The sequence below is a fragment of the Streptococcus sp. genome, from assembly GCF_030825805.1.
In the GTDB taxonomy this organism is placed as follows: domain Bacteria; phylum Bacillota; class Bacilli; order Lactobacillales; family Streptococcaceae; genus Streptococcus.
This window is the reverse complement of sequence record NZ_JAPJPF010000007.1, coordinates 26764-50751: the sequence shown is the minus strand read 5'-3', so window position 1 is coordinate 50751 and position 23988 is coordinate 26764. Positions and strand designations below refer to the sequence as shown.

At 43.0% G+C, this 23988-nt stretch carries 21 protein-coding genes; all 21 read right to left on the bottom strand.

Annotated features, from left to right (window positions below):
- Positions 1–61 precede the first annotated feature (61 nt).
- Entirely contained in the window at positions 62–937 is an 876-nt protein-coding gene (locus RCH62_RS02195; RefSeq protein ID WP_306474515.1) for an XRE/MutR family transcriptional regulator, read from the bottom strand.
- A gap of 4 nt (positions 938–941) precedes the next feature.
- Positions 942–1298, bottom strand: coding sequence for a hypothetical protein (locus RCH62_RS02190; protein ID WP_129268810.1), 357 nt, complete (start codon positions 1296–1298; stop codon positions 942–944).
- 54 nt (positions 1299–1352) lie between these two features.
- Positions 1353–3260: an ABC-F family ATP-binding cassette domain-containing protein gene (locus tag RCH62_RS02185; protein ID WP_306474514.1), complete on the bottom strand. Its 1908-nt coding sequence runs from the start codon at positions 3258–3260 to the stop codon at positions 1353–1355.
- An 82-nt stretch (positions 3261–3342) separates the two neighbouring features.
- On the bottom strand, positions 3343–3714 hold the full coding sequence (locus RCH62_RS02180) for a hypothetical protein (protein WP_306474513.1): 372 nt from the start codon (positions 3712–3714) through the stop codon (positions 3343–3345).
- A gap of 2 nt (positions 3715–3716) precedes the next feature.
- On the bottom strand, positions 3717–4436 hold the full coding sequence (locus tag RCH62_RS02175) for a matrixin family metalloprotease (protein ID WP_195550172.1): 720 nt from the start codon (positions 4434–4436) through the stop codon (positions 3717–3719).
- 166 nt (positions 4437–4602) lie between these two features.
- Positions 4603–5415 carry a DNA/RNA non-specific endonuclease gene (locus RCH62_RS02170; protein WP_195550211.1) on the bottom strand — a complete coding sequence of 271 codons (813 nt, stop codon included), beginning with the start codon at positions 5413–5415 and terminating at the stop codon, positions 4603–4605.
- A gap of 105 nt (positions 5416–5520) precedes the next feature.
- Positions 5521–5709, bottom strand: coding sequence for a DNA-directed RNA polymerase subunit beta (locus tag RCH62_RS02165; RefSeq protein ID WP_006596916.1), 189 nt, complete (start codon positions 5707–5709; stop codon positions 5521–5523).
- Complete coding sequence (gene murA / locus RCH62_RS02160) at positions 5699–6982, bottom strand: UDP-N-acetylglucosamine 1-carboxyvinyltransferase (protein ID WP_287517082.1); 1284 nt, start codon at positions 6980–6982, stop codon at positions 5699–5701. The genes RCH62_RS02165 and murA overlap by 11 nt, the downstream gene beginning before the upstream one ends.
- A gap of 66 nt (positions 6983–7048) precedes the next feature.
- On the bottom strand, positions 7049–7279 hold the full coding sequence (locus tag RCH62_RS02155) for a DUF1146 family protein (RefSeq protein ID WP_306474512.1): 231 nt from the start codon (positions 7277–7279) through the stop codon (positions 7049–7051).
- 239 nt (positions 7280–7518) lie between these two features.
- Positions 7519–7938 (bottom strand): F0F1 ATP synthase subunit epsilon, encoded by a 420-nt coding sequence (locus RCH62_RS02150; protein WP_125335373.1) that lies wholly within the window; start codon positions 7936–7938, stop codon positions 7519–7521.
- A gap of 13 nt (positions 7939–7951) precedes the next feature.
- On the bottom strand, positions 7952–9358 hold the full coding sequence (gene atpD / locus RCH62_RS02145) for a F0F1 ATP synthase subunit beta (RefSeq protein ID WP_006596622.1): 1407 nt from the start codon (positions 9356–9358) through the stop codon (positions 7952–7954).
- Between the two features lie 88 nt (positions 9359–9446).
- Positions 9447–10328: a F0F1 ATP synthase subunit gamma gene (locus tag RCH62_RS02140; RefSeq protein WP_306474511.1), complete on the bottom strand. Its 882-nt coding sequence runs from the start codon at positions 10326–10328 to the stop codon at positions 9447–9449.
- A gap of 15 nt (positions 10329–10343) precedes the next feature.
- Positions 10344–11849, bottom strand: a complete 1506-nt coding sequence (atpA, locus tag RCH62_RS02135) for a F0F1 ATP synthase subunit alpha (protein ID WP_238656160.1) — start codon at positions 11847–11849, stop codon at positions 10344–10346.
- Between the two features lie 15 nt (positions 11850–11864).
- Positions 11865–12401 carry a F0F1 ATP synthase subunit delta gene (locus RCH62_RS02130; RefSeq protein WP_293887095.1) on the bottom strand — a complete coding sequence of 179 codons (537 nt, stop codon included), beginning with the start codon at positions 12399–12401 and terminating at the stop codon, positions 11865–11867.
- Positions 12401–12895 (bottom strand): F0F1 ATP synthase subunit B, encoded by a 495-nt coding sequence (gene atpF / locus RCH62_RS02125; protein ID WP_306474510.1) that lies wholly within the window; start codon positions 12893–12895, stop codon positions 12401–12403. The genes RCH62_RS02130 and atpF overlap by 1 nt, the downstream gene beginning before the upstream one ends.
- 15 nt (positions 12896–12910) lie before the next feature.
- The gene (atpB, locus tag RCH62_RS02120) at positions 12911–13627 is read right to left on the bottom strand and encodes a F0F1 ATP synthase subunit A (RefSeq protein WP_287517113.1); all 717 of its coding nucleotides are present in this window, start codon (positions 13625–13627) and stop codon (positions 12911–12913) included.
- A gap of 32 nt (positions 13628–13659) precedes the next feature.
- On the bottom strand, positions 13660–13860 hold the full coding sequence (locus tag RCH62_RS02115; protein WP_006596628.1) for a F0F1 ATP synthase subunit C: 201 nt from the start codon (positions 13858–13860) through the stop codon (positions 13660–13662).
- A 272-nt stretch (positions 13861–14132) separates the two neighbouring features.
- A complete protein-coding gene (locus RCH62_RS02110; protein WP_306474509.1) occupies positions 14133–19979 on the bottom strand; it encodes a ZmpA/ZmpB/ZmpC family metallo-endopeptidase in 5847 nt (1948 codons plus the stop codon).
- 244 nt (positions 19980–20223) lie between these two features.
- Positions 20224–21651 carry a glycogen synthase GlgA gene (glgA, locus tag RCH62_RS02105; protein ID WP_123160098.1) on the bottom strand — a complete coding sequence of 476 codons (1428 nt, stop codon included), beginning with the start codon at positions 21649–21651 and terminating at the stop codon, positions 20224–20226.
- On the bottom strand, positions 21651–22787 hold the full coding sequence (gene glgD, locus RCH62_RS02100; RefSeq protein WP_123160097.1) for a glucose-1-phosphate adenylyltransferase subunit GlgD: 1137 nt from the start codon (positions 22785–22787) through the stop codon (positions 21651–21653). Before glgD ends, glgA begins: the two co-directional genes overlap by 1 nt.
- Positions 22777–23919, bottom strand: a complete 1143-nt coding sequence (locus RCH62_RS02095; protein WP_195348176.1) for a glucose-1-phosphate adenylyltransferase — start codon at positions 23917–23919, stop codon at positions 22777–22779. The genes glgD and RCH62_RS02095 overlap by 11 nt, the downstream gene beginning before the upstream one ends.
- Positions 23920–23988: the final 69 nt, after the last annotated feature.

The window sequence follows — 23988 nt, the reverse complement described above, 5'->3', positions numbered from 1 at the left end:
TAGCTCCACGACTAATTAATTGGACCGCATGTCGGTTCATAAAATCTCCTTTATCACTGTCCTATTTAGAACATTCATTTTTTACAAATTTATCAAAGTGTTCTTGATAATAGGCCACCTGCTCTGGCAGTCCCAGTACATCAAAAATATGCATGGCTTCCCTAATTTGCTGCCGCCCTTCTTCTGTTTGCCCCTTTTGATACAGGGCAAATCCCTTGAGATAATGAAAGACATTGCGTTCGTAGAGCTTGATGCTCTTGCCGATAATCTTTTCTACATAGGATTCAAAATAGCTGGCGTTTTCAAAAGAACGGTGTTCTAAACAATGCTGGTAGCAATTCAGGGCTAGAATCAAGACCAGTTTGCGATGGCGACCAATTTCCTTGTAGAAATCTTCACGCTCCATCACTTCTCTCCCAAGCCGTGAGACATAGTCCACATCATAAAAGCTATAGAGATTGCCAAAGAGGATCAACTCATACATGGTCCATTCTTCCGTTTGAAAGAGGTAATCCGCCACCTTATCCAGATCAGGTTGCTTCATCGTGTAACTGGCATCTCTCTGGCAAATCAATCCTTGTAACAAAATCCAGTTCAATTCAAAATAAAGGGAATTGGTCGAACGTTTAGCTTTTTCAAGTTGTTCTCCTTGAATCCTTTGAAAACCCGCAATATCATTTGCATAGTAAAGCGGAATAATCTGGGCCATCAAGGCCACATGTTCATGGTGTTGAAAATTTCTGGCCTTATCCATAAAATTCTCAATCGTCACATGGATATTGTCTAATATCTCAAAGAAGCGCGACGTAGCAATATCTGACTCGCCCAATTCAAAGCGGGATAACTGAGAGGTCGAGCAGGCTTCTCCTGCAGCTTCTTTTAACGAATAATTTTTACTAATTCGAAATTCACGAAAAATTTTGCCTAGATCTTCCATTTGATTACCACTTAAATTCCTTTAAGTACCTTTCTAACTCTTGCAAGTATCCTTCGTAGAATCTGTGATCTTCTTTCACGGAAACATCTAATTGTCTTAAGTAAGAAATCAGCCAATCAACCAATAGATCATACTGATGAAGAGGTAGGCGTTTCATCTGCTCTTCAACAAAAGAAATGGCCTCTGGAAAGCGCTGCTCTTCTAAAACTTGCTGAAGATAGTGAGCTCCGTTGATGAGTCTTCCTTCCTCATCCTCATACTGCCCCAAATCTAAATTCTGAATCTGTAGGCGCAAAGTTGTACCAATTATATCGGCTACACCTTTAATCTGATTCATAAACCAATCATTTTCAGCCGTCATAATGTTCTCCTTAGGCAAATTAGAAAACTACACTTTCTCCGCTAGATCTTCCATCTATTCCACCTGCTCTGACAGTTCTGCCCACTCTTCCATGACCGCTTCCTGCTGGACAGTCAGTTGGTCCAGGTCACTCTGGAGTTGAACCAAGTCGGCTGCATCATTGGTGCTATGCATGGTTTCGGTGATAGCTTGGATTTTTTGATCTAGCTCTTCCATCTCTGCTTCCAATTGCTCAATGCGACGGGTGATTTTGCGGAGTTCCTTTTGGTTTTGCTTTTGCAGATGATAATCATTGCCAGTGACTTCTTCCGTTGAAGAAACAGGCACAGCTTCTGCTTGCGCTGCAACAAGGGCCTCTAACTCCGCTTTTTTCTCTAGATAATAGTCGTAGTCTCCTAGATAAAGAGTTGAGCCCTCTTCTGACAGTTCCAAAACTTGTGTAGCAACCCGATTGATAAAGTAACGGTCGTGGCTGACAAATAGAAGAGTCCCGTCAAAATCAATCAAGGCATTTTCCAGTACTTCCTTGCTATCGATGTCCAAGTGGTTGGTTGGCTCGTCGAGAATCAAGAAGTTGTTATTTTCCATAGACAACTTGGCTAGAAGCAAGCGCGCCCGCTCTCCACCCGACAGCATGCCGACAGTTTTCTTGACATCATCCCCAGAGAAAAGAAAGGCTCCCAGGCGATTGCGAATTTCCACTTCTGGTGTCAGTTTAAAGTCATTCCAGAGCTCATCCAAGACACTGTTGTGAGGGGTTAGCTTACTCTGAGTCTGGTCATAGTAGCCTACCTCGACATTGGCCCCAAAACGAGCCTCTCCCTTGATAAAAGGAATCTGCCCGACGATGGACTTGATAAGAGTAGATTTCCCGATTCCATTTGGTCCCACAATAGCGACTGCATTCATCTTGCGGATATCCAAATTAATAGGCTCTGAGAGGATTTGATCGTCATAGCCGACGGCTGCCTCTTCTACTGTCAGGACGACATTTCCAGATGTCTTATCGGAATGGAAGGTCATATGGGCAGACCTGGTCCCAGCTTCCGGCTTGTCTAGACGCTCCATTTTTTCCAACTGCTTGCGCCGAGACTGGGCTCTCTTGGTAGTCGAAGCCCGCACCAAATTACGATTAACAAAGTCTTCCAGAGCTGCAATTTCTTTTTGCTGCTTCTCGTAGTTCTTGGCTTCGGTCAGCAATTTTTGCTCTTTTTGCTCCACAAAACTGGAGTAATTACCGACATAGCGATCTAAAGAATGCTTGGTCAAGTCCAAGGTAATGGTAGCAACTTTATCGAGGAAATACCGGTCGTGGCTGACAATGAGAAGGGCTCCGCTATAATTGACCAGATAGTTTTCCAACCAGGCGATGGTCTCAATATCCAAGTGGTTGGTCGGCTCGTCCAATACCAAAAGATTTGGTTTTTCTAGAAGCATCTTGGCCAGAGCTAGACGGGTATTTTGCCCACCAGACAGCTCTTCAATCTTCATCTGCCACATGGACTCATCGAACTTGAAGCCGTTGAGTATCGCACGGATATCTGCCTCATAGGTAAAACCACCTGCCTGACGGAATTCTTCCGATAGTCGGTCATAGTCCTGCATGAGCTTTTCTAAGTCAGCCCCAGTTTTTTCTCCCATCGCAAGCTCCATTTGACGCAAGGTTTTCTCGGTCTTTCTGAGATCGTCAAAGACATGGAGCATCTCATCGTAGATGGTATTGGACGACTCAAAGCGACTATCCTGGGCCAGATAGGAGAGAGAAAGATCCCGCTTTTTATTGATTTCTCCTGAAGTTGGTTCTTCTTCTCCCACCAAGATTTTTAAGAGCGTAGACTTGCCGGCTCCGTTCTTTCCGACCAGGGCAATCCGGTCCCGTTCATCCACTTGCAGGCTGATATTATCAAAAAGAACCTCCCCTGCAAAAGAGCGTTCAATTTTGTTGGCTTGTAAAATAATCATAGTTTCATTGTACCTTACTTTTGACAAATTGACAATTGAAGAAAAGGCCAAACGCTAGATGCGCTTGACCTGTCCTAACTTTTTAAATAGCTGAGATATTGGAGGCCATTTGGCTGTACTGATAGGCGAGGAAAAGCCCGATGCCAATCACCAGCAAAAGCAAGCCCCATTTGATGACTCCCTTTACAAAGCGAATCACAAGTAGGATCATCATGGAGCCAATCAGCCAAGTGATGGCCGAATGCGAGAAGAAAGCTTGGACGGCTTCCTTATTGTCTCCGAAAAATTGACGGACTCCCTCAGGAGCATAGTTTTCCCAAGCCTGTTGAATGCCTAATTCATGGGAAATTGCTTGCCCTTTTTGGGATAGCCATAGAAAGATTCCAGAGTTAAACACAAAAAGTGCCACTTGTTCTGGAAAGGTTCGAATAACATACAGTATGCGTTTGATCATTCTTACTCCTTGTATAGTTGATGAACAGCCTCAATATCCCTCTCTTGAATGCTATAAAAGGAACCGGCTGCCTGCATGACGGACTCTTCCTCAGTATGGTCCAAACCAATCGCATGGCCTAGTTCATGCTCAGCTGTGTTTACAATCCGCTGATGGGAATAGTTGTACTGCTTATTAAGTAGGTAATAGCGATTCAAGCGAACGGTCACCCTTTTGAAACGATTGGTTAAAACATTGGTCTGAGATTCAGCCTCACCTGCTGCAGAAACCGTGCTATCATCCATCTCTGTCAAGAGGATATCGGCCTCTTCTTCACTGGTGACGAGTTGGAAAGTGAAGGCTCCTGTCTGATTCCAAGACTCAAGAGCTTCCTCATAGGCACGGGTAAAGGTCTCATCCATTTCAGGATCTAGATAAACTTTTGCACTTGCCTGATCCCATCTTGCTCCTGTAGAGGTATGGCCATCTGTTGCTAAGTCCTCTTGAGTAGATGGACTTCCCTGACCCAGTAGAGGACTATCTCGATGAAAGTAAGCATCTACCTGGGTGACAACCGTTTGGGCTGCGCGACTGACCCCATCAATTCCGCTACCGGTTTTGCCACTAAAGAATAAAGTAGCAACCAGCAAAGCAAAACTAAGGGCGATAGTCCAAAACAAGCCCCAAACAAGACTCCAAATAACCCGTATTAGAAAACGAATCATGGCTATAATGGTTCTCACAAGTTCCTCCTTTCCTTAGGAAGACCTTTGTTTAGGTCTAGAAGAGGTTATTTTACCTCAGTTTTCTTAAAATAAGCTAAAGGATGACGTCATGAAAGGAAAAAGATCCAGTTGACAGCAAAGCCAACCGAATCCTTTTCATCCTGCTTCTTCTTTTATACGCAGCTTAACGATGCACTGTTACTTTTCCAGTACGATAATCCAAACTAATCCCACTCTGGACATTTGGAACAAAAACGTTAAACTCTAGACTGTCATCACTCGATTTTGCTTCAATTTGACTGCCAACTGGTACCAAATCTTCATCTGAAGCATAGTAGAGAGTTACCCGATAACGGACCCGCTTATTTTTATCTAAGGCCTTCCGAACAAGGGTTTCATAGTAATTTTGTCCCGTTGAAAAACTGTCACGCGCTTGGTTGGCCCAAGCTGTTTGAACCGCAATATTTTTAGGATTCGTCATCGAGGCATCAAACCCATCTAAGTTGCCAATCAAGGCATAGCCGAGAAGATGGCCCCGATCAACCGCATGGTCATATTCCCCAGCTAAATTGGTTACTTGGTGCCAGCCAGCGGGAGCCCAATCTACATCCGTCTGTTCCCTTTTTTGGTATTGACGAGTCGCCTTGGTCATCAAAGCATTGGCAACTGTTGGAATCTCTCGTCCTTTTACAGTCTTTGTCTTAGTATCTGCATAAGGGAGACTAGCAACATCCGCATCCAGATTGGTTTTGTTTTGATTAATGATAAAAGCGCCCGCTTCGTTCCATTGAATGTTCTTTCCTAGTTTAGCTCGAACACTATCTGTCAGAACACTCTCCGCTAGTTCCTTACTCGGTGTTGCTTCTTGACTCGAAGTAACAACCGTTTGAACCTGAGAGTGACTAGCGACTGGCTGAGGTTGACTAAAGTAATAGCCACCGATGGAGAGGGCTGCTGCCACCACCAAGCCCAGTAGGGTTTGTCCTGATTTTTTCATTTTAAGTGGTTTCTTTTGATTATTTGCCACACTGGTTTCCTCTGTTTCTACTGAATGGGAAAGAGCCTGGGATCACGATCTCAAGCTCCTCTTTTTGATAAATAGTTACTTACCTGAAAATTTCTGAAGGATTTCCTTCCAGGTATCTGGCGAGAGAATGGACCAAGGATCCTTCCCATTGCCAATGACACCATATCCAATGACTAAGCCAAGAGCGAAGACAATCGCTAAGATAGTAAGAACCAATAAGACGATTCCCAATTGTTTTCCGATTGCTTTTAATTTAGTTTTCATCATCATCTTCCTTCACACGACGTACATCTGCTCCAAGAGCCACCAATTTCTCATGGAATTTAAAATATCCACGGTCAAGGTGGGTTAACTTGCTCACTTTGGTTTCTCCCTCAGCCACAAGCCCCATTAAAATCAAGGTTGCACTAGCACGCAAGTCTGTCGACATTACTTCAGCCCCTTGTAAGCTAGCTCCACCTTGGATGCGGGCCGTATCTCTCATAATGTCTGAGTGTAAGCCCATCCGACGCATTTCTTCCAAGTGTTGGAAACGATTTTCAAATACCGTTTCAATCATGGTCGATTCACCAGAAGCCATGGCCATCAAAGCAGTAAATTGGGCTTGCATATCTGTAGGGAAGCCTGGATAAGGTAAGGTTTTCACCGTCACTGGCTTCAATTTAGAAACATCTGAGCGAATGCGAATGCCATTCTCTTCTTCCGTGACCTCAACGCCCATTTCTTGCATCTTAGAAAGAAGGGGGCGGTTGTGTTCCCAAATAGCATCCTCAATTAAAACGTCACCACCTGTCATGGCTGCACCAACCATGAAAGTACCTGCCTCAATTCGGTCTTGAACAACATTGTGAACCGCTCCATGCAAGCAATCTACCCCAACAATCGTCAAGGTTTCCGTTCCAGCACCACGAACCTTAGCGCCCATTTTATTCAAAAGAGAGGCCAAATCGACAATCTCAGGTTCACGAGCCGCATTTTCGATAACAGTAGTCCCATCTGCCAAAGTTGCTGCCATCATGATGTTTTGCGTCGCACCTACGGATGGAAAATCCATATAGATATGCGCTCCATGAAGACGGTCAGCTTTTGCTTCAATGTATCCAGCTGTTTGGGTAATTTGAGCTCCCATGGCTTCCAAGCCCTTCAAGTGTAAATCAATCGGACGACTTCCAATTGTACAGCCTCCTGGCATGGAAACTTTTGCATGACCATTTCGAGCCAAGACAGGACCTAAAACAACGATAGAAGCCCGCATCTTGCTGACATACTTGTAAGGAGCTTCTTCTGTCAATGGTTGGGTCGCATCAACCACTACCGTGTTATTTCCCTCATCAAAAGCGACTTGGGTATTTAAGCCTCGAACCACATTATTCATAGTGAAGACATCTGATAAAACTGGAACATTGGTCAAAGTTGTTGTTCCTTCACTGGCCAAAACAGTTGCCGCTAAAAGAGGAAGAACTGCATTCTTTGCTCCTTCGATTTTCACAGTTCCAACTAGGCGATTTTGACCACCATTTACAATAATTTTTTCCATACTCGTTATTACTCCATTTCATTCAGTCACGACTACTATCATACCATAAATTCATCAAAAAAGAATCTAAAAGTTCCCGTTAAACAGTTGCCGACTGAATTCGTAAATACTGATAAAGAAGCTACTAGTTAAATAGCCTACACTAATGCTGATCAATAAAATAAGAAGCCGAATTTTCACAGCTGTATCGGCAGTTACCTTTAAAAAACGCTCCCACTGAACCACCGTTGAAAGAAGGTGGTAGGCAAATAAAATAAACAATGAGTGACTGCAAAAAGTAAAAATCATTTGAATCATACCTCTATTATACCATAAGACAAAGTTTCCCTTCATATTCTTTAGATTCAAAAAAAGAGAGTGGGACAGAAATCGGTAATTCGTTAGAATTCGATTTCGTCGTCCCACCTCCGCACAGTTGAGTAGGGCTGTAAAGCTGATGAAATCAGCGTAGTAGAGCCCACTCAACCACTGCGTCTTGCTCGACAATCCAAAAACAATTAAGAGGCTAGGACTTCTGTCCCAGCCTCTTTAACTTTTTATAATCGATTTCCGACATTAATCCGGTTAATAGCGCGTTGAAGGGCAATTTTTGCACGACGCTCCATATCAACAGAATGTTGATCTTTGGCTTCTTCAAGGGCTTTTTCAGCACGCATTTTTGCACGCTCAGCCCGGCTAATATCAATGTCTCGAGCGCGTTCCGCCGAATCCGCTACGATGGTAATGACATTATCTGCCACTTCGATAATCCCACCATTCACGGCGATCCAATCAATGTGTTTTTCGTCATCGACCCGACGGACCTTCACTTGGTCTACAGCCAAAACCGCAATGGTATTGATATGACGAGGTAAAATCCCTAATTCACCATCAATTGTCTTGACAGATACAAATGCGGCATGATGATCATAAACCAGTCCATCCGGTGTAACGATTTGGACGTTCATTTGACTCATCTTTCACCTCTTCTTAGAATCCCATTTTCTCAGCTTTCGCAATCACATCTTCGATCGAACCGACACCACGGAAGGCATCCTCAGGCAAGTGGTCATGCTTCCCATCCAAAATTTCCTTAAAGCCACGAACAGTTTCTGCAACCGGTACATAAGAACCTGGTTGACCAGTAAATTGTTCCGCCACGTTAAAGTTTTGAGACAAGAAGAATTGAATACGACGGGCACGAGCCACCAAAGTCTTTTCATCATCAGACAATTCATCCATCCCCAAGATGGCAATGATATCTTGCAGTTCATGGTAGCGTTGAAGAACGCGTTTGACCTCAGAAGCCACCGCATAGTGCTCTTCTCCGACGATGTCTGGAGAAAGGGCACGAGAGCTAGATGCCAATGGGTCCACGGCAGGGTAGATCCCCAATTGAACCAATTTACGCTCCAAGTTGGTCGTTGAGTCCAAATGGGCGAAGGCTGTTGCTGGGGCAGGGTCTGTATAGTCATCGGCTGGCACATAGATGGCTTGGATCGATGTAACAGAACCTTTATTGGTTGAGGTAATTCGTTCTTGCAATTGTCCCATTTCAGTTGCCAAGGTCGGTTGGTAACCCACGGCAGAAGGCATCCGTCCCAAAAGGGCTGATACTTCTGAACCGGCTTGGGTGAAACGGAAGATATTGTCGATAAACAAGAGAACGTCTTGACCTTCTACATCACGGAAATATTCCGCAATAGTCAAACCAGTAAGAGCTACACGCATCCGTGCTCCTGGTGGTTCGTTCATTTGTCCAAAGACCATGGCTGTTTTTTCGATAACGCCAGATTCTTTCATTTCCCAATAAAGGTCATTCCCTTCACGGGTCCGTTCTCCAACTCCGGTAAATACAGAGATCCCACCGTGCTCTTGGGCAATGTTGTGGATCAATTCTTGAATCAAGACGGTCTTCCCAACTCCGGCACCACCGAAGAGACCGACCTTCCCACCTTTCAAGTAAGGGGCAAGAAGGTCAATGACCTTGATCCCTGTTTCAAGAATTTCTTCTGAAGTAGAAAGCTCATCAAAGGATGGAGCTTTTTTATGAATGGATTCACGAGGGGCATCTTCTGGAAATGCTTCTTCCAAGTCAATGGTATCTCCCAAGACGTTGAAGACACGTCCAAGAGTTTCTTTTCCAACAGGCACAGAGATTGGACGACCAGTGTCCAATACTTCCATCCCACGAGTCAAGCCATCTGTTGATTCCATGGCAATGGTCCGAACGACACCATCCCCAAGTTCAAGAGCTACTTCAAGAACGACTTTTGATTTTTGTTGGTCATTTTTATAGACTACAAGCGCATTATTAATCTCAGGGAGTTTATCGCCCGCAGCAAAAGCTACGTCAACGACAGGGCCTACAACCTGAGAAATTTTGCCTAAACTCATGTCATTCTCCTATTCTATTAAGTTTCTAAGCTTGTGAATACACACCATCAAGCTTATGTTTGTATTGTTAAAATGTGCATCGAATCAACTACTCAAGCGCACTCGCTCCTGCAACAATTTCCGTAATTTCTTGCGTAATGGTTGCTTGACGAGCACGGTTGTATTGAATGGTCAATTCATCAATTACCTTCTTGGCATTGTCTGTTGCGGTTTGCATGGCCATCATACCGGCAGCATTTTCAGCTGTTTTGGCATCAATGATGGCTCCATAAATCATACTTTCCGCAAACTGTGGAAGCAATTGATCCAAAATCGCATCGCGGTCTGATTCCAACTCCAGATTCAAGATATAATCTGCATCTGCTTCATTGGGGTCCAAGTCAATGATCGGAAGCATTTGCTCTACCCGCAATTGACTGGTCAAACTATTGACGTGGTGATTATAACAGACATACAATTCATCAAACAATTCATTTTGATACATTTGGACTGTTTTGGTGATGATCTTCCACACTTCATCAAAGCTTGGTTGATCAGCTAGACCACGTAGTTCATAAACCGGCTGGATGCCTCTTGCTCTAAAGAAATCTGCCCCAATACTTCCAATACAGATGACTTCAAAATCCTCACCTGTTGGATGGTATTCTTCCTTCAATTCCATGACAGACTTGAGGATAGAGGCGTTGTAGCCCCCCACGAGTCCACGGTCAGAAGTGATGACAATATAAGCAGACTTTTTGACCGGACGACTCTTTAAAAATTGATGGTACTTAGCATTTTCAGCCTCGTGTCCATGTAAGAGGTCGGTCAATAGTTTACGAACCTTAGATGCGTAAATTTGGAAGTCCCTGGCAGCTTGCTCAGACTTCCCAAGTTTGGCAGCAGATACCATCTGCATAGCATTTGTAATTTGACTGGTATTCTTTGTCGATGCAATTTTATTTTTGATATCATTTAAAGAAACTGCCATCTGCCACTCCTATTTCTATTTGAAACTTGATTGGTTGACAAAGTCAGTAATCACTGCATCCATTGTTTCTTCACTTGGAAGATCTTTGGTAGTACGAATGGTTTCAAAGATATCTGCATGATGTGCTTCTACAAAGGCAAACAGTTCCTCTTCAAAGCGAAGGATATCATCAACTGGTACACTATCCAAGAATCCATGTGTCAATGCATACAAGATCACAACCTGTTTTTCAACAGTTAATGGTTCATGGACCGGTTGTTTCAAGACTTCTACTGTCCGGCGACCACGGTTCAACTTAGCTTGAGTAGCCGCATCCAAGTCACTACCAAACTTGGTGAAGGCTTCCAACTCACGGTAAGAAGCTAGGTCAATACGGAGAGTCCCCGCAACCTTCTTCATAGCCTTGATTTGGGCTGATCCACCAACCCGTGAGACAGATGATCCCGCATCGATGGCTGGACGAATACCTGAGTTAAAGAGGCTATCTTGCAAGAAGATTTGTCCATCTGTGATCGAAATCACGTTAGTTGCGATATAAGCGGAAATATCTCCTGCTTGTGTTTCAATAATTGGAAGCGCAGTGATGGAACCACCACCCAATTCATCTGATACTTTGGCAGAACGTTCCAATAAACGGCTATGAAGGTAGAAGACATCCCCTGGGAAGGCTTCCCGTCCTGGCGGACGACGAAGAAGAAGGGACAATTCACGGTAAGCAACGGCTTGTTTTGACAAATCATCATAGACGATCAAAACGTGTTTGCCATTGTACATGAACTCTTCGGCCATCGCAACCCCTGCATATGGTGCAAGGAATAGCAATGGAGACGGTTGTGAGGCTGATGCTGTTACGACAATGGTATAATCCATTGCTCCATACTTGTGAAGTGTTTCTACTTGTGTCCGAACCGTTGATTCTTTTTGTCCAATTGCGACATAGATACAGATCATGTCTTGATCCTTTTGGTTCAAGATGGTATCGATGGCAATAGAGGTTTTCCCTGTTTGACGGTCTCCGATGATCAATTCCCGTTGGCCCCGTCCGATTGGAACGAGGGCATCAATGGCTTTCAAACCGGTTTGAAGGGGCTCTGAGACAGATTTCCGTTGCATAACACCAGGAGCTGGTGTTTCAACTGGACGGAAGGTATCTGTTACGATGTCTCCCAAGCCATCCACTGGTTGACCAAGAGGATTGACAACCCGACCAATCAAGGCATCCCCAGCAGGGACTTCCATGATTTTACCAGTCCGACGAATCGAGTCTCCTTCACGAATATCCGTGAAGTCTCCAAGGATAATAATCCCGACATCTGTCGTTTCCAAGTTTTGCGCCATCCCGTATGAGCCGTTTTCAAAGATCAACAACTCACCACTCATTGCATTTTCAAGGCCATGAGCACGCGCAATCCCGTCACCAATATAGGTAACGACTCCGGTCTCTGTGACGTCAAAATTTGGCTGGAAATTTTCAATTTGTTGCTTAATTAAAGCGCTGATTTCTTGTGCGTTAATCGCCAAAATTCACACCACTTTCTATTTCAAATTTGCTTTTATGACTTGCAATTGACGTTTGAGACTAGTATCTAAGGTCTTGTGATTTGCTGAAACCACAAAACCACCAATCAAATCTGGATCCAATTTTTCTTTCAACGAACGAACTTGGATGCCAAATTTCTTTTCAATAATAGGAATCAATTTCTCTTTTTGAGCCTGATCGAGTCCTGCAACCGAAGAAACGGTTACTTCGAAACAGTTGCTCACTTGTTGAATTTGATCCATACTAACTCTGACAATGTCATAAAATAAGGCTTCACGATGATTGAGAATAACCACTTCAATCAAATGGTCTAGTAATGCTGAATCCGAGTTTTGGAAAAGTCGCAGACTTTTCGCCTTCTCTTCATCCTCTACACCGATATGAGCTAAAAATGCAGCAAGGCCTGTTTCTTCAAAAACAGCCTTTATTTGACTTAGTTGTTCATAAACGTCATCTTGCTGATTCTTTTCAAATACCAATTGAACAAAAGGCTGGGAATATTTCTCAATTACCATTAATTGCTTTTTGTCCATTAGGCATCTCCTAATTCATTTAGGTAGCGATCGATCAGTTGGCGATGGCCTTCAGAGTCCAACTGTTGGCTTAGCAATTTACCTGCCAAGTTAACGGTTAGGTCTGCGACATCTCCCTTGATACTGTTCATCGCTTCTTCTTTATTTTGCGAAATTTCTAATTGCGCTTTTTCTTTCAAGCGAAGGGCTTCTTGGTTGGCTTCACTGAGAATATGAGCCTTATTTTTTTCGGCTGTTTCCTTAGCCGTTTCAAGAATGGTCGTTGCTTCTTGACGACTACCTGCCAACTCTTCTTCGCGTTTTGCAGCTAGTTCCTCAGCCTTTTTACGGGCCGCCTCTGCTTGGTCAATATCATTGATAATTTTTTCAGCACGCGCATCCAAAATACTGGTAATATTGCCCCAAGCAAATTTCTTTACTAAAAAGATTAATAAGAGGAAGGAACCAGCGATTAGTATAAAGTCACCAATAATGGTACCAATTGTTAAATCCATCTTCTACTCCTCTACTTACTCTTCCTCACCGTTTATTTTTTTACCTATGTACATGGATGACAACATGGTAAATACATAGGCTTGGATACATGAAATGAAAATCGAAAAGGCTGTCCATAACATGCTTCCGATAAAGGCTACTGGATACCAATAAAAGGCTTGTTGAGACAAGGCTAAAAGCAAGCCTGCCAATACTTCACCGGCAAAAATATTCCCGTAGATCCGAATTGCTAAGGAAGCAAAATTGGTCACCTCTTCTAGGAGGTTCATCGGGGTCATAAAACCAGGAGTCGCAAAGGCCTTCAAGTATTCCTTAAAGCCTCGACGACGAACTCCTTCCACATGTGCGATCAAGGTGATCATAAAGGAGAGAGATAAGTCATAGCCGAGGTTAGCCGTTGGGGAAGTCCACAAGTTATAACCGTTTGTTGTTTGAACTTTTGCCATTAAACCAATATTATTGGCCACCAAGATAAAGAGAAAGAGAGAAAACAAGAACAAAGAATAGTTCTTCATATAGTGCTCTCCAATGTTTCCCTTGGTAAAACTAATGACAAAATCATAGATCATCTCAAGAGCATTTTGTTTGCCCTTGGGACGAAGGGTCATTTTGCGACTTGCCCAATAGACAAAGGCAAAGACCATCAGAACGGTTACAAGAGACATGGCAAGTAGGGTCAAATCAAAGGATACAGGTCCAATATTTAGGGTTGGATTCACACTTTCTTCCAAGGTTTGACACCTCCTTTCCTAAATAGAGAAGTCTATTTAATAACGAAGGCCATGGCCAAGGTTACGAAGAAGGTACCTTCTACAAAGGCGATCCCGAGGATCAAAAGGCTACGTAATTGACCGATAATCTCTGGTTGACGAGAAGCAGCTTTGAAAAGATTACTCATAATCAATCCTTCAGCAATGGACACGCCGAAGCAGGCAAAACAAAGACCTAAAAATGTTAAATTCATGATGAATTCTCCTTAAATAAATTTTACTCCCTTAGTTTACTCCTAAAAGATATAATAGTCAAATGTTTGCCTAGAAAGAAAACGTTTTACGGCAATTCTGTTACTACTTTCAAAATTCCTCTTGCCACTAGTTTTCAAAAGACCCTAATCGTTTTTAGACACTTTGTCTATTTTTGTATTCCACACAAATTTATATTATTTTTATCAGAAGAGGAAGCATTATTACCAAGGATAGAAAAAACTCACCTGACGAGCAGATGAGCATTTTCTTCCTATTTAAAAATAGGGGTTTTGAAACTGTCCGTTTGTTGCAGCAATTTCTTAAAGATTTTTTCTTTCAGTGAAACAGTATTGTCAAATTTGACAGAACCGTTACTTAGAGTAGCCTTATCTTTATCTACTGCTTCAGCAAATGCACGTTTCAAGTCTTCATAGCTATTGTAGGTTTTACCATCGATGTCAATAGCCTGAATTCCGTTTTTGGCACTGGTTACCACTTCATTGAAGTAAGCTTTCTTCCAGTCTTCAAGGGTACTGAATCTTCCATCAGAAATCTTCTGAATTACGAAGTCATCTCCTAGAGTGGCAAGTCCAGCTTGTTTGGACTCTTGTTTATACTTGTTTGAAGCATAACCTAGGAATCCTTTTTCATAGCCATAATAACCCCAGAGTCTGAAGGTATTGTGTTTGAAGGACATTGCTCCAGGAGCCCCTTCACTGGTGTTCCCACCATAGATCCCTGTCATCATCGGTACGGTCACATAGGCTGATCTAAAGTCAGATGGATTATAAACGCCATTTCCAGGACCACGGTTGGTCATGAAATTATTGGTGATGAGGTCATCTACTGTATGTAAAGCAATCGCTTTTTCCTCATCACTCAACGGCCGAACCTTATCGAATTGATTCTTGGTGTTAGCTCCTCGGTATTGTTTATCAACCTTCTTGAACCAAGCATTGTTTAAGTCCTTACTATGTTTGTCCAATACAGCTTCCCCTTCTAGGTAATCCAGAAGCATGAGGGTGTCATTATAGCCCTTCATGTAGCGATCAATCTCATCACGTGATTGAAGATCGTTTGGATTGGTATTGTACCATTGGTTTCCATCGTTAGGACGTTCATAGGCCATGTTGAGACCTAAAGCTTTGTATTCCCCATTTGGATTCGATACAGATGGTGTTTGGAGCATTCCTTGGGCAAAGGCTTCAATATCAGTCCCTTCACGGTGTCTCCACCCACCTAAGTAAACCATACGGTCATTGACGTGAGTCGTTTCGTGGGTAAAGGCAGACACCCCAAAGTCACTGACCATATCGGTCACCATGAAGAAGACAGAGTCGTCTTTATATGGATTTCCGTAAATTCGAGCTACAGCCCCCATGCGCCAATCTGTCGCATGGTAACGATCGGTAGGCCCGTACAATTCACGGATTGGAGCGACATCTTTGCCATTATCTGTATGTCCATAACGATCTGTGCTAATGCCTTTATAGTTTTGGTTATCGAGAACAGGGGTCGGAACCATATTATTGCTCTTCAAGAGCTGATTGCGAACCTTATCCGTTGCTAGACGCGACCAGAAATCTAGGTAATTTTGTTGCCCTTTTGCGACCTTATCAATTTCCGCCTTGAAGGCATTTCGTTCCGCTTCCGTGTTCTTACCATATTTCTCGAAGGAACTATAAGCCATTGTATTGTAGGTTGAAATCAAGAACATATGGGCATCTTTTAAGTTCAAGAGTGGCAAGATCATTTTACCGTGCACATCATTGTTTAAGCCCTCATAGGCTCTATGCTTAGCAGATGCGAAAGCTGGATTGGTCGTCTCAGGCTCCACAATATAGACATTGTCTTTGGTTGCTTTGATGAACCAATCATTCAAGTCTGTATCACTTGTAAAGAGCTCCATATTGTATTTCAGGAAGTCATTTAAGTTACCAGAAAGAGTCGATTTAGCCACAACTTCACGGAAGGCATCGTGGGTACGAGTCCCTTTGATGTAGTCTTCTTTTGAACCAATTTCAATCAAACGGTCTAAGACATCAACATTCTTCCCATAAAAGTCTGGCTTGAACAACATGAGCTGCTTAAGATTGACATCATCAAACTTCACTCCGTAATAGCGGTTGAGGTAAGAAAGACCCAAAAGAACTGCCGCTTTATTGTCCTCAATCTTCTTGATGAGCGCACGTTGGGCAGCCTCATCCGTGTTCAATTGATGGTCTTGGTTTTCAACCAGTTGTTTGACAAAGTGAGTCAGATTGTCCTTGACTTCTTGGAAACTCTCCTCGAGGTAAAGGTTCTTAATGGCATTGACCTTGTTTGGACCAGTTCTACCAAGATGTGTGTAAATTGGATCCGATTGCAATTCGACAGGACTTAATTTCCCTACGATGGCACTAATGAGATCACTACGATCTTTGTCCACCATATTCGGCGTGTAGACTACTTCACCGAGCTCCGCTACACTGTACTCTTTGACTTGTTTGACTTTAGACTCTTTCGGTGAAATGCTGAAGACATCTTTGGTCTTATCTGCGTAGTGGATCAGGATGTGGTCGACATCAGCTAGTTCAGTGACAAAATCATTGCCCTTCATAGCGGTCACAGACAAGACTTCCTTGGTCAAGAGAGGACTAGTTGCAGCCAATTTATTCCCTTGGTCGACAATCCATTCTTTATTATAGAAAGGTTGCAATTTAGCGATATTGCGGTAAGCTAGCTCACGAGTGGCATCGTAGCCCGTGATTGTTTTGTATTGATCGTCTTTGCTAACAAGGTGATTGAGCGTATCTTCAATCGGTTTGCTGCTGGTGAATTTATCAGCAGTGATTCCCATTGCTTCGATTTTCTGCTCAGCTTCTGCCAGCGAGATGCTTGGGATTTTACGGGAGTTGTTAAAGGTTTTCTTCCCTTCACTCACGCCTTCCACACTGTAATTGCGCTTAGTTCTTGAATAGGTGAAGTAATCATCTGCATCGATATCTGAATGACCAAATACCATCTCACCTGTTTTGACTTTCATCATAGTGATGTTGTCTTCAATAGCACCCAAGGCCCAGTTAGTACCCAGCAAGCCACCAGATTGAACAGCTTCTTTCAGCTCAATTGAACCTTTAGCAACTGAATTTCTGAGAACACCTTCTTTACCTACCGTGTGGTTATTCCCACCATTTTGAGAAGAATAAACTAAACCTGCAGCTTTTGCCTTGTTACCAGTAATTTCAGCATCAACGTAGGCTTTTTCTACGATACCTTTCCAGTTTTCACCTAGAACCCCTGCTAAGTACCAACCTTTGTTTCCAGCAGCGTGAATTTTACCGATAAAGGCAACATTACTTACCTTACCACTACCATCAATTTTATTGACAATACCAGCTACATCGTTGCCCCCGATAACATTACCTGTTACTTTAACATTTTCGACAGTCGCATTATTTTTGATAACATTTGCGATTGGTGCTACTCGATCAAATCCAGGCATGTCAATGTTGACATTTTCAAGCAAGAGATTCTTGACAGTACCACCTTCAATGTTCCCAAACAGTGGTCTCGTAATGTTATGGATGGCAAATTTATTGCCTTCTGTACTTTCCAATATTCCCTTGAAGGCATTGGTTACATAAGACTTGCCAGCTGGTTGCACGTTACTTGCATTCATACTGCTACCAAGCTTAAAGGTACCAGTCGGATTGGCTTGCATAGCTTTTACTAGTTCGTTGAAATTGTAGTAGACATCTCCTTCATGAGCTTTCGGCTTCGCAATGTAGTGGACATAATCCTCACTGAACAGCTTTTCTTCTGTTCGTTGGATGAGATCAGGTGCTTTAGCAGTCACCTTGTATAATACTTTTCCATCAATTGTGACTTCTTCGATTTTATCAACTGCCAGTTTTGTGACCTTATTATCTTGGGTGGTAACCTTTAAGTAATAAGGTTTCACATCTGAAGGTGTTTCTGACAAGAGGCTACGATCGGTCTCAAGGCCTTGGTCATCCACACTAATCAGACTAGTTTCCTTGATGTTTTTGACTTCAACTTTTTTAAGGTCAAGTCTTAGTGGTTCTTCCTTGAGAACCTCTTCTTCATCCCCATTTCCACGATCATAGACCATGGTCGTTGCAAGCGTATAATCCTTGTAGTAGTCTAAGTCTGCTAAAGCAGCCGCTAAATCCGTCTCAGAAAGGGCAAAAGTTTTCACCACTTGATCGCCCTTCTTCAATACAGTCTGGATAGACTTGATGGTCACACCGTCTGGTTTATCCAAACGATAAGTAGCTTTGGCACTGCGCTTCAATTCTTCCTTATCGACCTGGGTCAAGGTTAAGGTAGGCTTTTCAAGTTCTTTGCTCCCTTTTTGAATGATCTGATCTTGTGCTTGTTCAACTACTTCCTCAGAAACAGTAGGAGCATCCGCCGTTTTAACCCCCTTGATGGTCTTATAGACCTTAGTGATTTTTTTCTTCCCATTCTTACCAGCTTGAGAAATCCTTTCGCTTCCTTTTAACAAGGTGGCATCTTGTTCGGTTACCGTCTTAAATGGAATTTCCTCAAATGAAACAGCCTCTGTTTGGCCTTCAATCGTCTTACTTCCTCGACTAATTTTTTCTGTCACAGGAGCTTTTACAGTTTCAGTTGTCGTACTGAGAGGCTCTCCGACTTTCTCACCATTGACTGTTTTATAGACACGGCGAATTTCCTGGCTACCAGCCTCGCCTTTTTGAAGGAGGCTTTCTTCATCGGTGTAACGATTGGCATCCGTTACATACTCTGTTGCATATGGGAGGGCCACCGTTTCTGTCTCTGTTACCGTCCCTTCTATTACTTGATAGGTTGGGTTCTCCGGTTGAACAGGAGCTTCGCCGACATGACCTTCTTCTTGTGTTCCCTTGGCTTCCACCAGGCCTGTATAGGCTGGAGTCTCTGGTTGAATGGGAGCTTCGCCGACATGGCCTTCTTCTTGGGTCCCTTTGGCTTCAACAACACCGGTATAGGCTGGGGCTTCCGGTTGAACAGGCGCTTCTCCTACATGACCTTCTTCTTGGGTTCCTTTAGCTTCCACCACACCGGTATAGGCTGGGACTTCCGGCTGAACAGGCGCTTCTCCTACATGACCTTCTTCCTGCGTTCCCTTAGCTGTGACCACTGGGGCAGGTTGTGGACTTGGTTGAACATCCTCCTTGGTCCCGACAGCAAGAATTTGTGAAACTGGTTCTTTAGTAACCTTGCTTTCAACTACCTTGCGAACTTCCTGACCATTTACCGTACTCACTTCTGTTAAAACAGTCTGTTCACCATTTTGTCCAGCTCTTAGAACCCTTGTTTGACCTTTTGCCAAAGTAGGATCTGCTTGTTCTACCGTTTCAAACGGAATACTTTCTGTTGAAACTTCAACGTTTGGCTGGTCCACTATAGGGAAAACAGGACTCTCTTCAGGTGTTACCTGCGATAGAGTCTTTCCTTCTGTTGCAGGTTGGGATACTGGCTTCTCCTCCACTCTTACATGAGGTTCTTGGCCCGTAGCTCTTGGATCAACCGGACAACGAAGGTAGCCAACATAGTCATAGCCTTCTATCTGGATGACAGCATTGGCTAGTTCTTTACTGCTTGCAATTGAAAGAGTCTGATTGTAGCTTGCTAATTCAATATTTTGCAAGGCTGCGGCATCAATGGATAAGAGTAAGCATTGCCCCATGGAACCAATTAATAGGAGTCCCATTACTTTTTTACGATGTTTTTTGGACAGCAAAAGAACTGCTAAAGAGGCAGTCGCTAAACTAAGGCCAGCAATCGCCAATTCGGTCGTCCCTGTTTGTGGCAGTAGACCTTGACTAGGTGTTTTCTTCTTATAGACCAGATAAAAGGTATCTTCATTTTGATATTCTTCAGGAATAGCACGAATTACTTGCGCTTGTTCCTCAGGAGTCAACTCATTTTCCGTGACATACCCCATATGAACCGTCGCTTCTGCCGTGAATTGATCAGCTTGTACAGAAGGCGCTCCTAATACACTCCCTGCAAAAAGAAGGGCTCCAATAGCAACCGGACCCACTCCGACGGATAATTTCCGAATCGAATACTTGGTAATCTTTTCAAAAGCTTGTCTTCTTTGTTTCATCCTATAACTTCCTACATAGTAATATTTGTAAATCATAGGAAGTCTCATTTATTTTGGAGAAGGTCAACACTCTCCCTAAATCAGCTTCCCGTGATTTTTTACCTTTATCTATCTTATCTTTTTTCGTATCTTTTAGCAACTTATTTTACTTAGATTTTTTCCTTTATTTCATTCCCTATATTTTAGTTGCAACTTCTTACTTCCTCAAGAAAAAAACGCCTAAAAATAGGCGTTTTCATTCATCTTATAAGGACTGATAGAGATCCGCATAGTGTTGACTAGCCGTATCCCAAGAGAAATCACGACTCATGGCTTCTCTTTGGAGACCGTACCAAGCATCCTTATCATGAGTATAAACTGTCAAAGCTTGGTCGACAGCCCAATTCAACCAATAACCAGATAGGTTGTTAAAGCTAAAACCAGTACCACTGCCATCAAGCACATTATAGGCTTGTACTGTATCTCGCAGTCCCCCTACCTCGTGAACCAATGGTAGCGTACCATAGCGCATAGCCATCATTTGAGATAGTCCACATGGTTCAAAACGACTTGGCATCAAGAAAACATCCGAAGCAGCATAGATTTCTTGCGCCAACTGGACATCAAACATAATATTGGCAGAGAGTTTATCTGGATAAGCTTGAGCAAACCAAGAAAAGGCATGTTCAAAACCAGGATCTCCCGTTCCCAAAAGAACGATTTGGATATCCTTTTGTAGAAGGTTGTGGAGTTCTTCAACCACCACATCAAACCCTTTTTGGCGGGTCAAACGAGAAACGATTCCAAACAAGGGAACATCATCACGAACCGGAAGTCCGACACGTTCCTGAAGAGCTCGCTTACTTGCTGCTTTTCCTGATAAATCATCTTTATTGAAATGATAGGTCAAGAGCGGGTCTGTTTCAGGATTGTAGAGGTCTGTATCGATTCCATTCACAATCCCCGTTAATTTACCAGATTCCATGCGTAAGATTTGATCGAGGCCACAACCATATTCAGCTGTTCTGATTTCATAACTATAACTTGGTGAAACAGTCGTCACACGATCAGCATAGAGGATCCCAGCCTTCATCCAGTTTAAGCAATCTTTCCACCGAAGAGTGCCATCTTCATAGCGCTCAAATCCAACTCCAAACAAATCCCATAACATCCCTGGGTCAAACTGCCCTTGGAACTCCAGATTATGGATGGTCAAGACAGACTTAATACCATTGTAAGCTTGAATCCAACGGTATTTTTCCTTAAGAAGGAAAGGAATCATGGCTGTATGGTAGTCATGAGCGTGGATGATATCTGGAATGAAATCTACACGTTCCATCATCTCAAGCGCTGCCAATTGGAAGAAGGCAAAACGCTCCCCATCATCAAAATCTCCATAGACGTGTCCTCTAAAGAAGTACTTTTGATTATCAATGAAGTAGAAGGTAACACCATCTCTAAAAATACGTTTTACCCCAACATACTCACTTCTCCAACCTACCTTTGTAGTAAAGTGTAGCACATCTTCAATCTGATCGCCAAATTTCGCCTCTACCATATCGTAATAAGGAAGGACGACACGGACATCATGTCCCTTTTTAGCCAAGGATTTAGGAAGTGCTCCAATCACATCTCCTAGGCCCCCCGTTTTTGAAAAAGGAGCTCCTTCAGCGGCAACAAACAATAATTTCATTATCCAATATCCTCTGTAATCACAGCACCTTTTTTAATCACAAGAGGTGCTTCTTTGGTTCCACGAATGGTTACACCAGTCTCAACTACGACGCCCTTGTCAAGAATCGCATGCTCTACGACAGCTCCCTCATGGACAACGACTCCCGGGAATAAGAGACTGCTACGAATTTCTGCCCCCTTGTGGAGATGAACACGACGAGAAATGATAGAATCATGCACCAAAGCTTCGACAATACTTCCTGATGCAAATTGCGAATTCTTAATTTGCGAACCAGGAGCATAGTAAGTTGGCTCTTCATTTTTCACCTTGGTATAAACTTTTTGATTTGGTGAGAAGAGAGACATGAATTTATTGGTTTCCAACATATCCAAGTTAGCGCGGTAGTAGGATTCAACAGAGTGAATATTGGCAATATAGCCAGTGTATTCGAATGCGAATGCTCCATATTCAACCGCTAAATCACGTAAGATATAACGCAATTTTTCTGGATGTTCTTTATGGATTTCTGCTTCTAATTTTTCAATCAACCATGGTGTATCAACGATAAAGATATCCGTTGACATATTATAGAGAGCATCTGGATCTGTTCCATCAAACAACTTTTGTCCACTTACATGATCTGTCTCATCGATTTCTAAAACCGCATTTACTTCAGAGATGTCACGATGATGCATTTTCTTGTAGACCACTGTGATTGGTCTGTCAACGGTATTGTGCAAGTGGAAGACTTGGTTCAAATCAATGTTTACTAAGATATCACAGTTAAGAGCGACTGTCTGGTTTGACCCAGAGCGTTTCAAATAGGTCAAGAGTTGCTCGTAGTATTCTTTACCAACGTTTGAACTTTCTACTGGAGTGTTGTAGATACCGAGATAGTAGTGACTCAATAGGGTTGACAAGCCCCACTCACGACCAGAGCGAATATGATCAAAGACAGAACTGATATTTTCTTGCTGGAAGATACCAAATACACTACGGATTCCTGCATTAGCGAGGCTAGAAAGCGGGAAGTCGATCAAGCGATATTTCCCATCAAATGGCAGACTGGCAACAGGACGATGATCTGTCAATGACGACATATCATGGAAGCCTACTGTGTTTCCTAAAATGGCTGAATACTTATCAATCTTCATCTGTTGCTACCCCCACTTTTTCGTTATATCCAACGACTTGTACTTCTTCCGTTCCATCGATGACAACACCTTCTGAAACAACTGCTCCTTCACCGATAATAGCACGTTTAATCACAGCACCTTGACCGATAATGGCACCACTCATGACGACAGAATCTTCAACGACTGCACCTTTACGAACTTGTGCTTCCGTAGACAAGATAGAATGTTTTACTGTTCCGTCTACCAAGCACCCATCCACTACCAAGGAATCTTCAATATGGGCATGTTCGCCAAAGAAGTTTGGTGGTGAAATCAAGTTACGAGAATAGATCTTCCAGTGACGATCACGGCTGTCCAAGGCATTGTTTGGATCAATGTATTCCATATTCGCTTCCCAGAGAGATTCAATAGTTCCCACGTCTTTCCAATAGCCATTGAATTCATAAGCATAGACGCTTTCTCCAGATTCAAGGTAAGTTGGAATAACGTTTTTACCAAAGTCAGACATATCCATGTCACTCTTCTCTGCAGCTACTAGCATGTTGCGAAGACGAGACCAGTCAAAAATGTAGATCCCCATAGAAGCTTTTGTTGATTTTGGCTCTGCAGGTTTTTCTTCAAATTCGACAATTCGATTGTTGGCATCCGTATTCATAATTCCGAAACGGCTAGCTTCTTTTAAAGGGACATCCAATACAGCTACTGTAAGACTAGCATTGTGATCTTTATGAGACTGAAGCATTTCATCGTAGTCCATCTTGTAGATATGGTCTCCAGAAAGAATCAATACGTACTCTGGATTGATGCTATCGATGTAGTCGATATTTTGGAAAATCGCATGACTTGTTCCTTCAAACCAACGATTTCCTTCACTTGCAGAATAAGGTTGAAGGATAGAAACCCCAGTATTAATACCATCAAGACCCCAACTTGAACCATTTCCGATATGATTGTTTAAGGCAAGCGGTTGATACTGAGTAATCACGCCAACATTGTGGATACCTGAGTTGGCACAGTTGGATAAGGCAAAGTCAATAATACGATAACGTCCCCCAAATTGCACTGCAGGTTTGGCAATGCTTTGAGTGAGTTTTCCAAGGCGAGTTCCTTGCCCACCAGCAAGGATCAGAGCTAGCATTTCATTCTTCATTGATTACTCCTTTTTGGATTGACGAGACCTTCTTCCCAGTTCTGAGGAGAGGCACTGTGGCCTCTTCTA

What these genes read in the sequence shown, in the direction of transcription:
- RCH62_RS02195 (WP_306474515.1), bottom strand. Translation starts at nt 937, where the DNA reads ATGGAAGATCTAGGCAAAATTTTTCGTGAATTTCGAATTAGTAAAAAT.
- RCH62_RS02190 (WP_129268810.1), bottom strand. Translation starts at nt 1,298, where the DNA reads ATGACGGCTGAAAATGATTGGTTTATGAATCAGATTAAAGGTGTAGCC.
- RCH62_RS02185 (WP_306474514.1), bottom strand. Translation starts at nt 3,260, where the DNA reads ATGATTATTTTACAAGCCAACAAAATTGAACGCTCTTTTGCAGGGGAG.
- RCH62_RS02180 (WP_306474513.1), bottom strand. Translation starts at nt 3,714, where the DNA reads ATGATCAAACGCATACTGTATGTTATTCGAACCTTTCCAGAACAAGTG.
- RCH62_RS02170 (WP_195550211.1), bottom strand. Translation starts at nt 5,415, where the DNA reads ATGAAAAAATCAGGACAAACCCTACTGGGCTTGGTGGTGGCAGCAGCC.
- RCH62_RS02165 (WP_006596916.1), bottom strand. Translation starts at nt 5,709, where the DNA reads ATGAAAACTAAATTAAAAGCAATCGGAAAACAATTGGGAATCGTCTTA.
- murA (WP_287517082.1), bottom strand. Translation starts at nt 6,982, where the DNA reads ATGGAAAAAATTATTGTAAATGGTGGTCAAAATCGCCTAGTTGGAACT.
- RCH62_RS02155 (WP_306474512.1), bottom strand. Translation starts at nt 7,279, where the DNA reads ATGATTCAAATGATTTTTACTTTTTGCAGTCACTCATTGTTTATTTTA.
- RCH62_RS02150 (WP_125335373.1), bottom strand. Translation starts at nt 7,938, where the DNA reads ATGAGTCAAATGAACGTCCAAATCGTTACACCGGATGGACTGGTTTAT.
- atpD (WP_006596622.1), bottom strand. Translation starts at nt 9,358, where the DNA reads ATGAGTTTAGGCAAAATTTCTCAGGTTGTAGGCCCTGTCGTTGACGTA.
- RCH62_RS02140 (WP_306474511.1), bottom strand. Translation starts at nt 10,328, where the DNA reads ATGGCAGTTTCTTTAAATGATATCAAAAATAAAATTGCATCGACAAAG.
- RCH62_RS02130 (WP_293887095.1), bottom strand. Translation starts at nt 12,401, where the DNA reads ATGGACAAAAAGCAATTAATGGTAATTGAGAAATATTCCCAGCCTTTT.
- atpF (WP_306474510.1), bottom strand. Translation starts at nt 12,895, where the DNA reads ATGGATTTAACAATTGGTACCATTATTGGTGACTTTATACTAATCGCT.
- RCH62_RS02115 (WP_006596628.1), bottom strand. Translation starts at nt 13,860, where the DNA reads ATGAATTTAACATTTTTAGGTCTTTGTTTTGCCTGCTTCGGCGTGTCC.
- RCH62_RS02110 (WP_306474509.1), bottom strand. Translation starts at nt 19,979, where the DNA reads ATGAAACAAAGAAGACAAGCTTTTGAAAAGATTACCAAGTATTCGATT.
- glgA (WP_123160098.1), bottom strand. Translation starts at nt 21,651, where the DNA reads ATGAAATTATTGTTTGTTGCCGCTGAAGGAGCTCCTTTTTCAAAAACG.
- glgD (WP_123160097.1), bottom strand. Translation starts at nt 22,787, where the DNA reads ATGAAGATTGATAAGTATTCAGCCATTTTAGGAAACACAGTAGGCTTC.
- RCH62_RS02095 (WP_195348176.1), bottom strand. Translation starts at nt 23,919, where the DNA reads ATGAAGAATGAAATGCTAGCTCTGATCCTTGCTGGTGGGCAAGGAACT.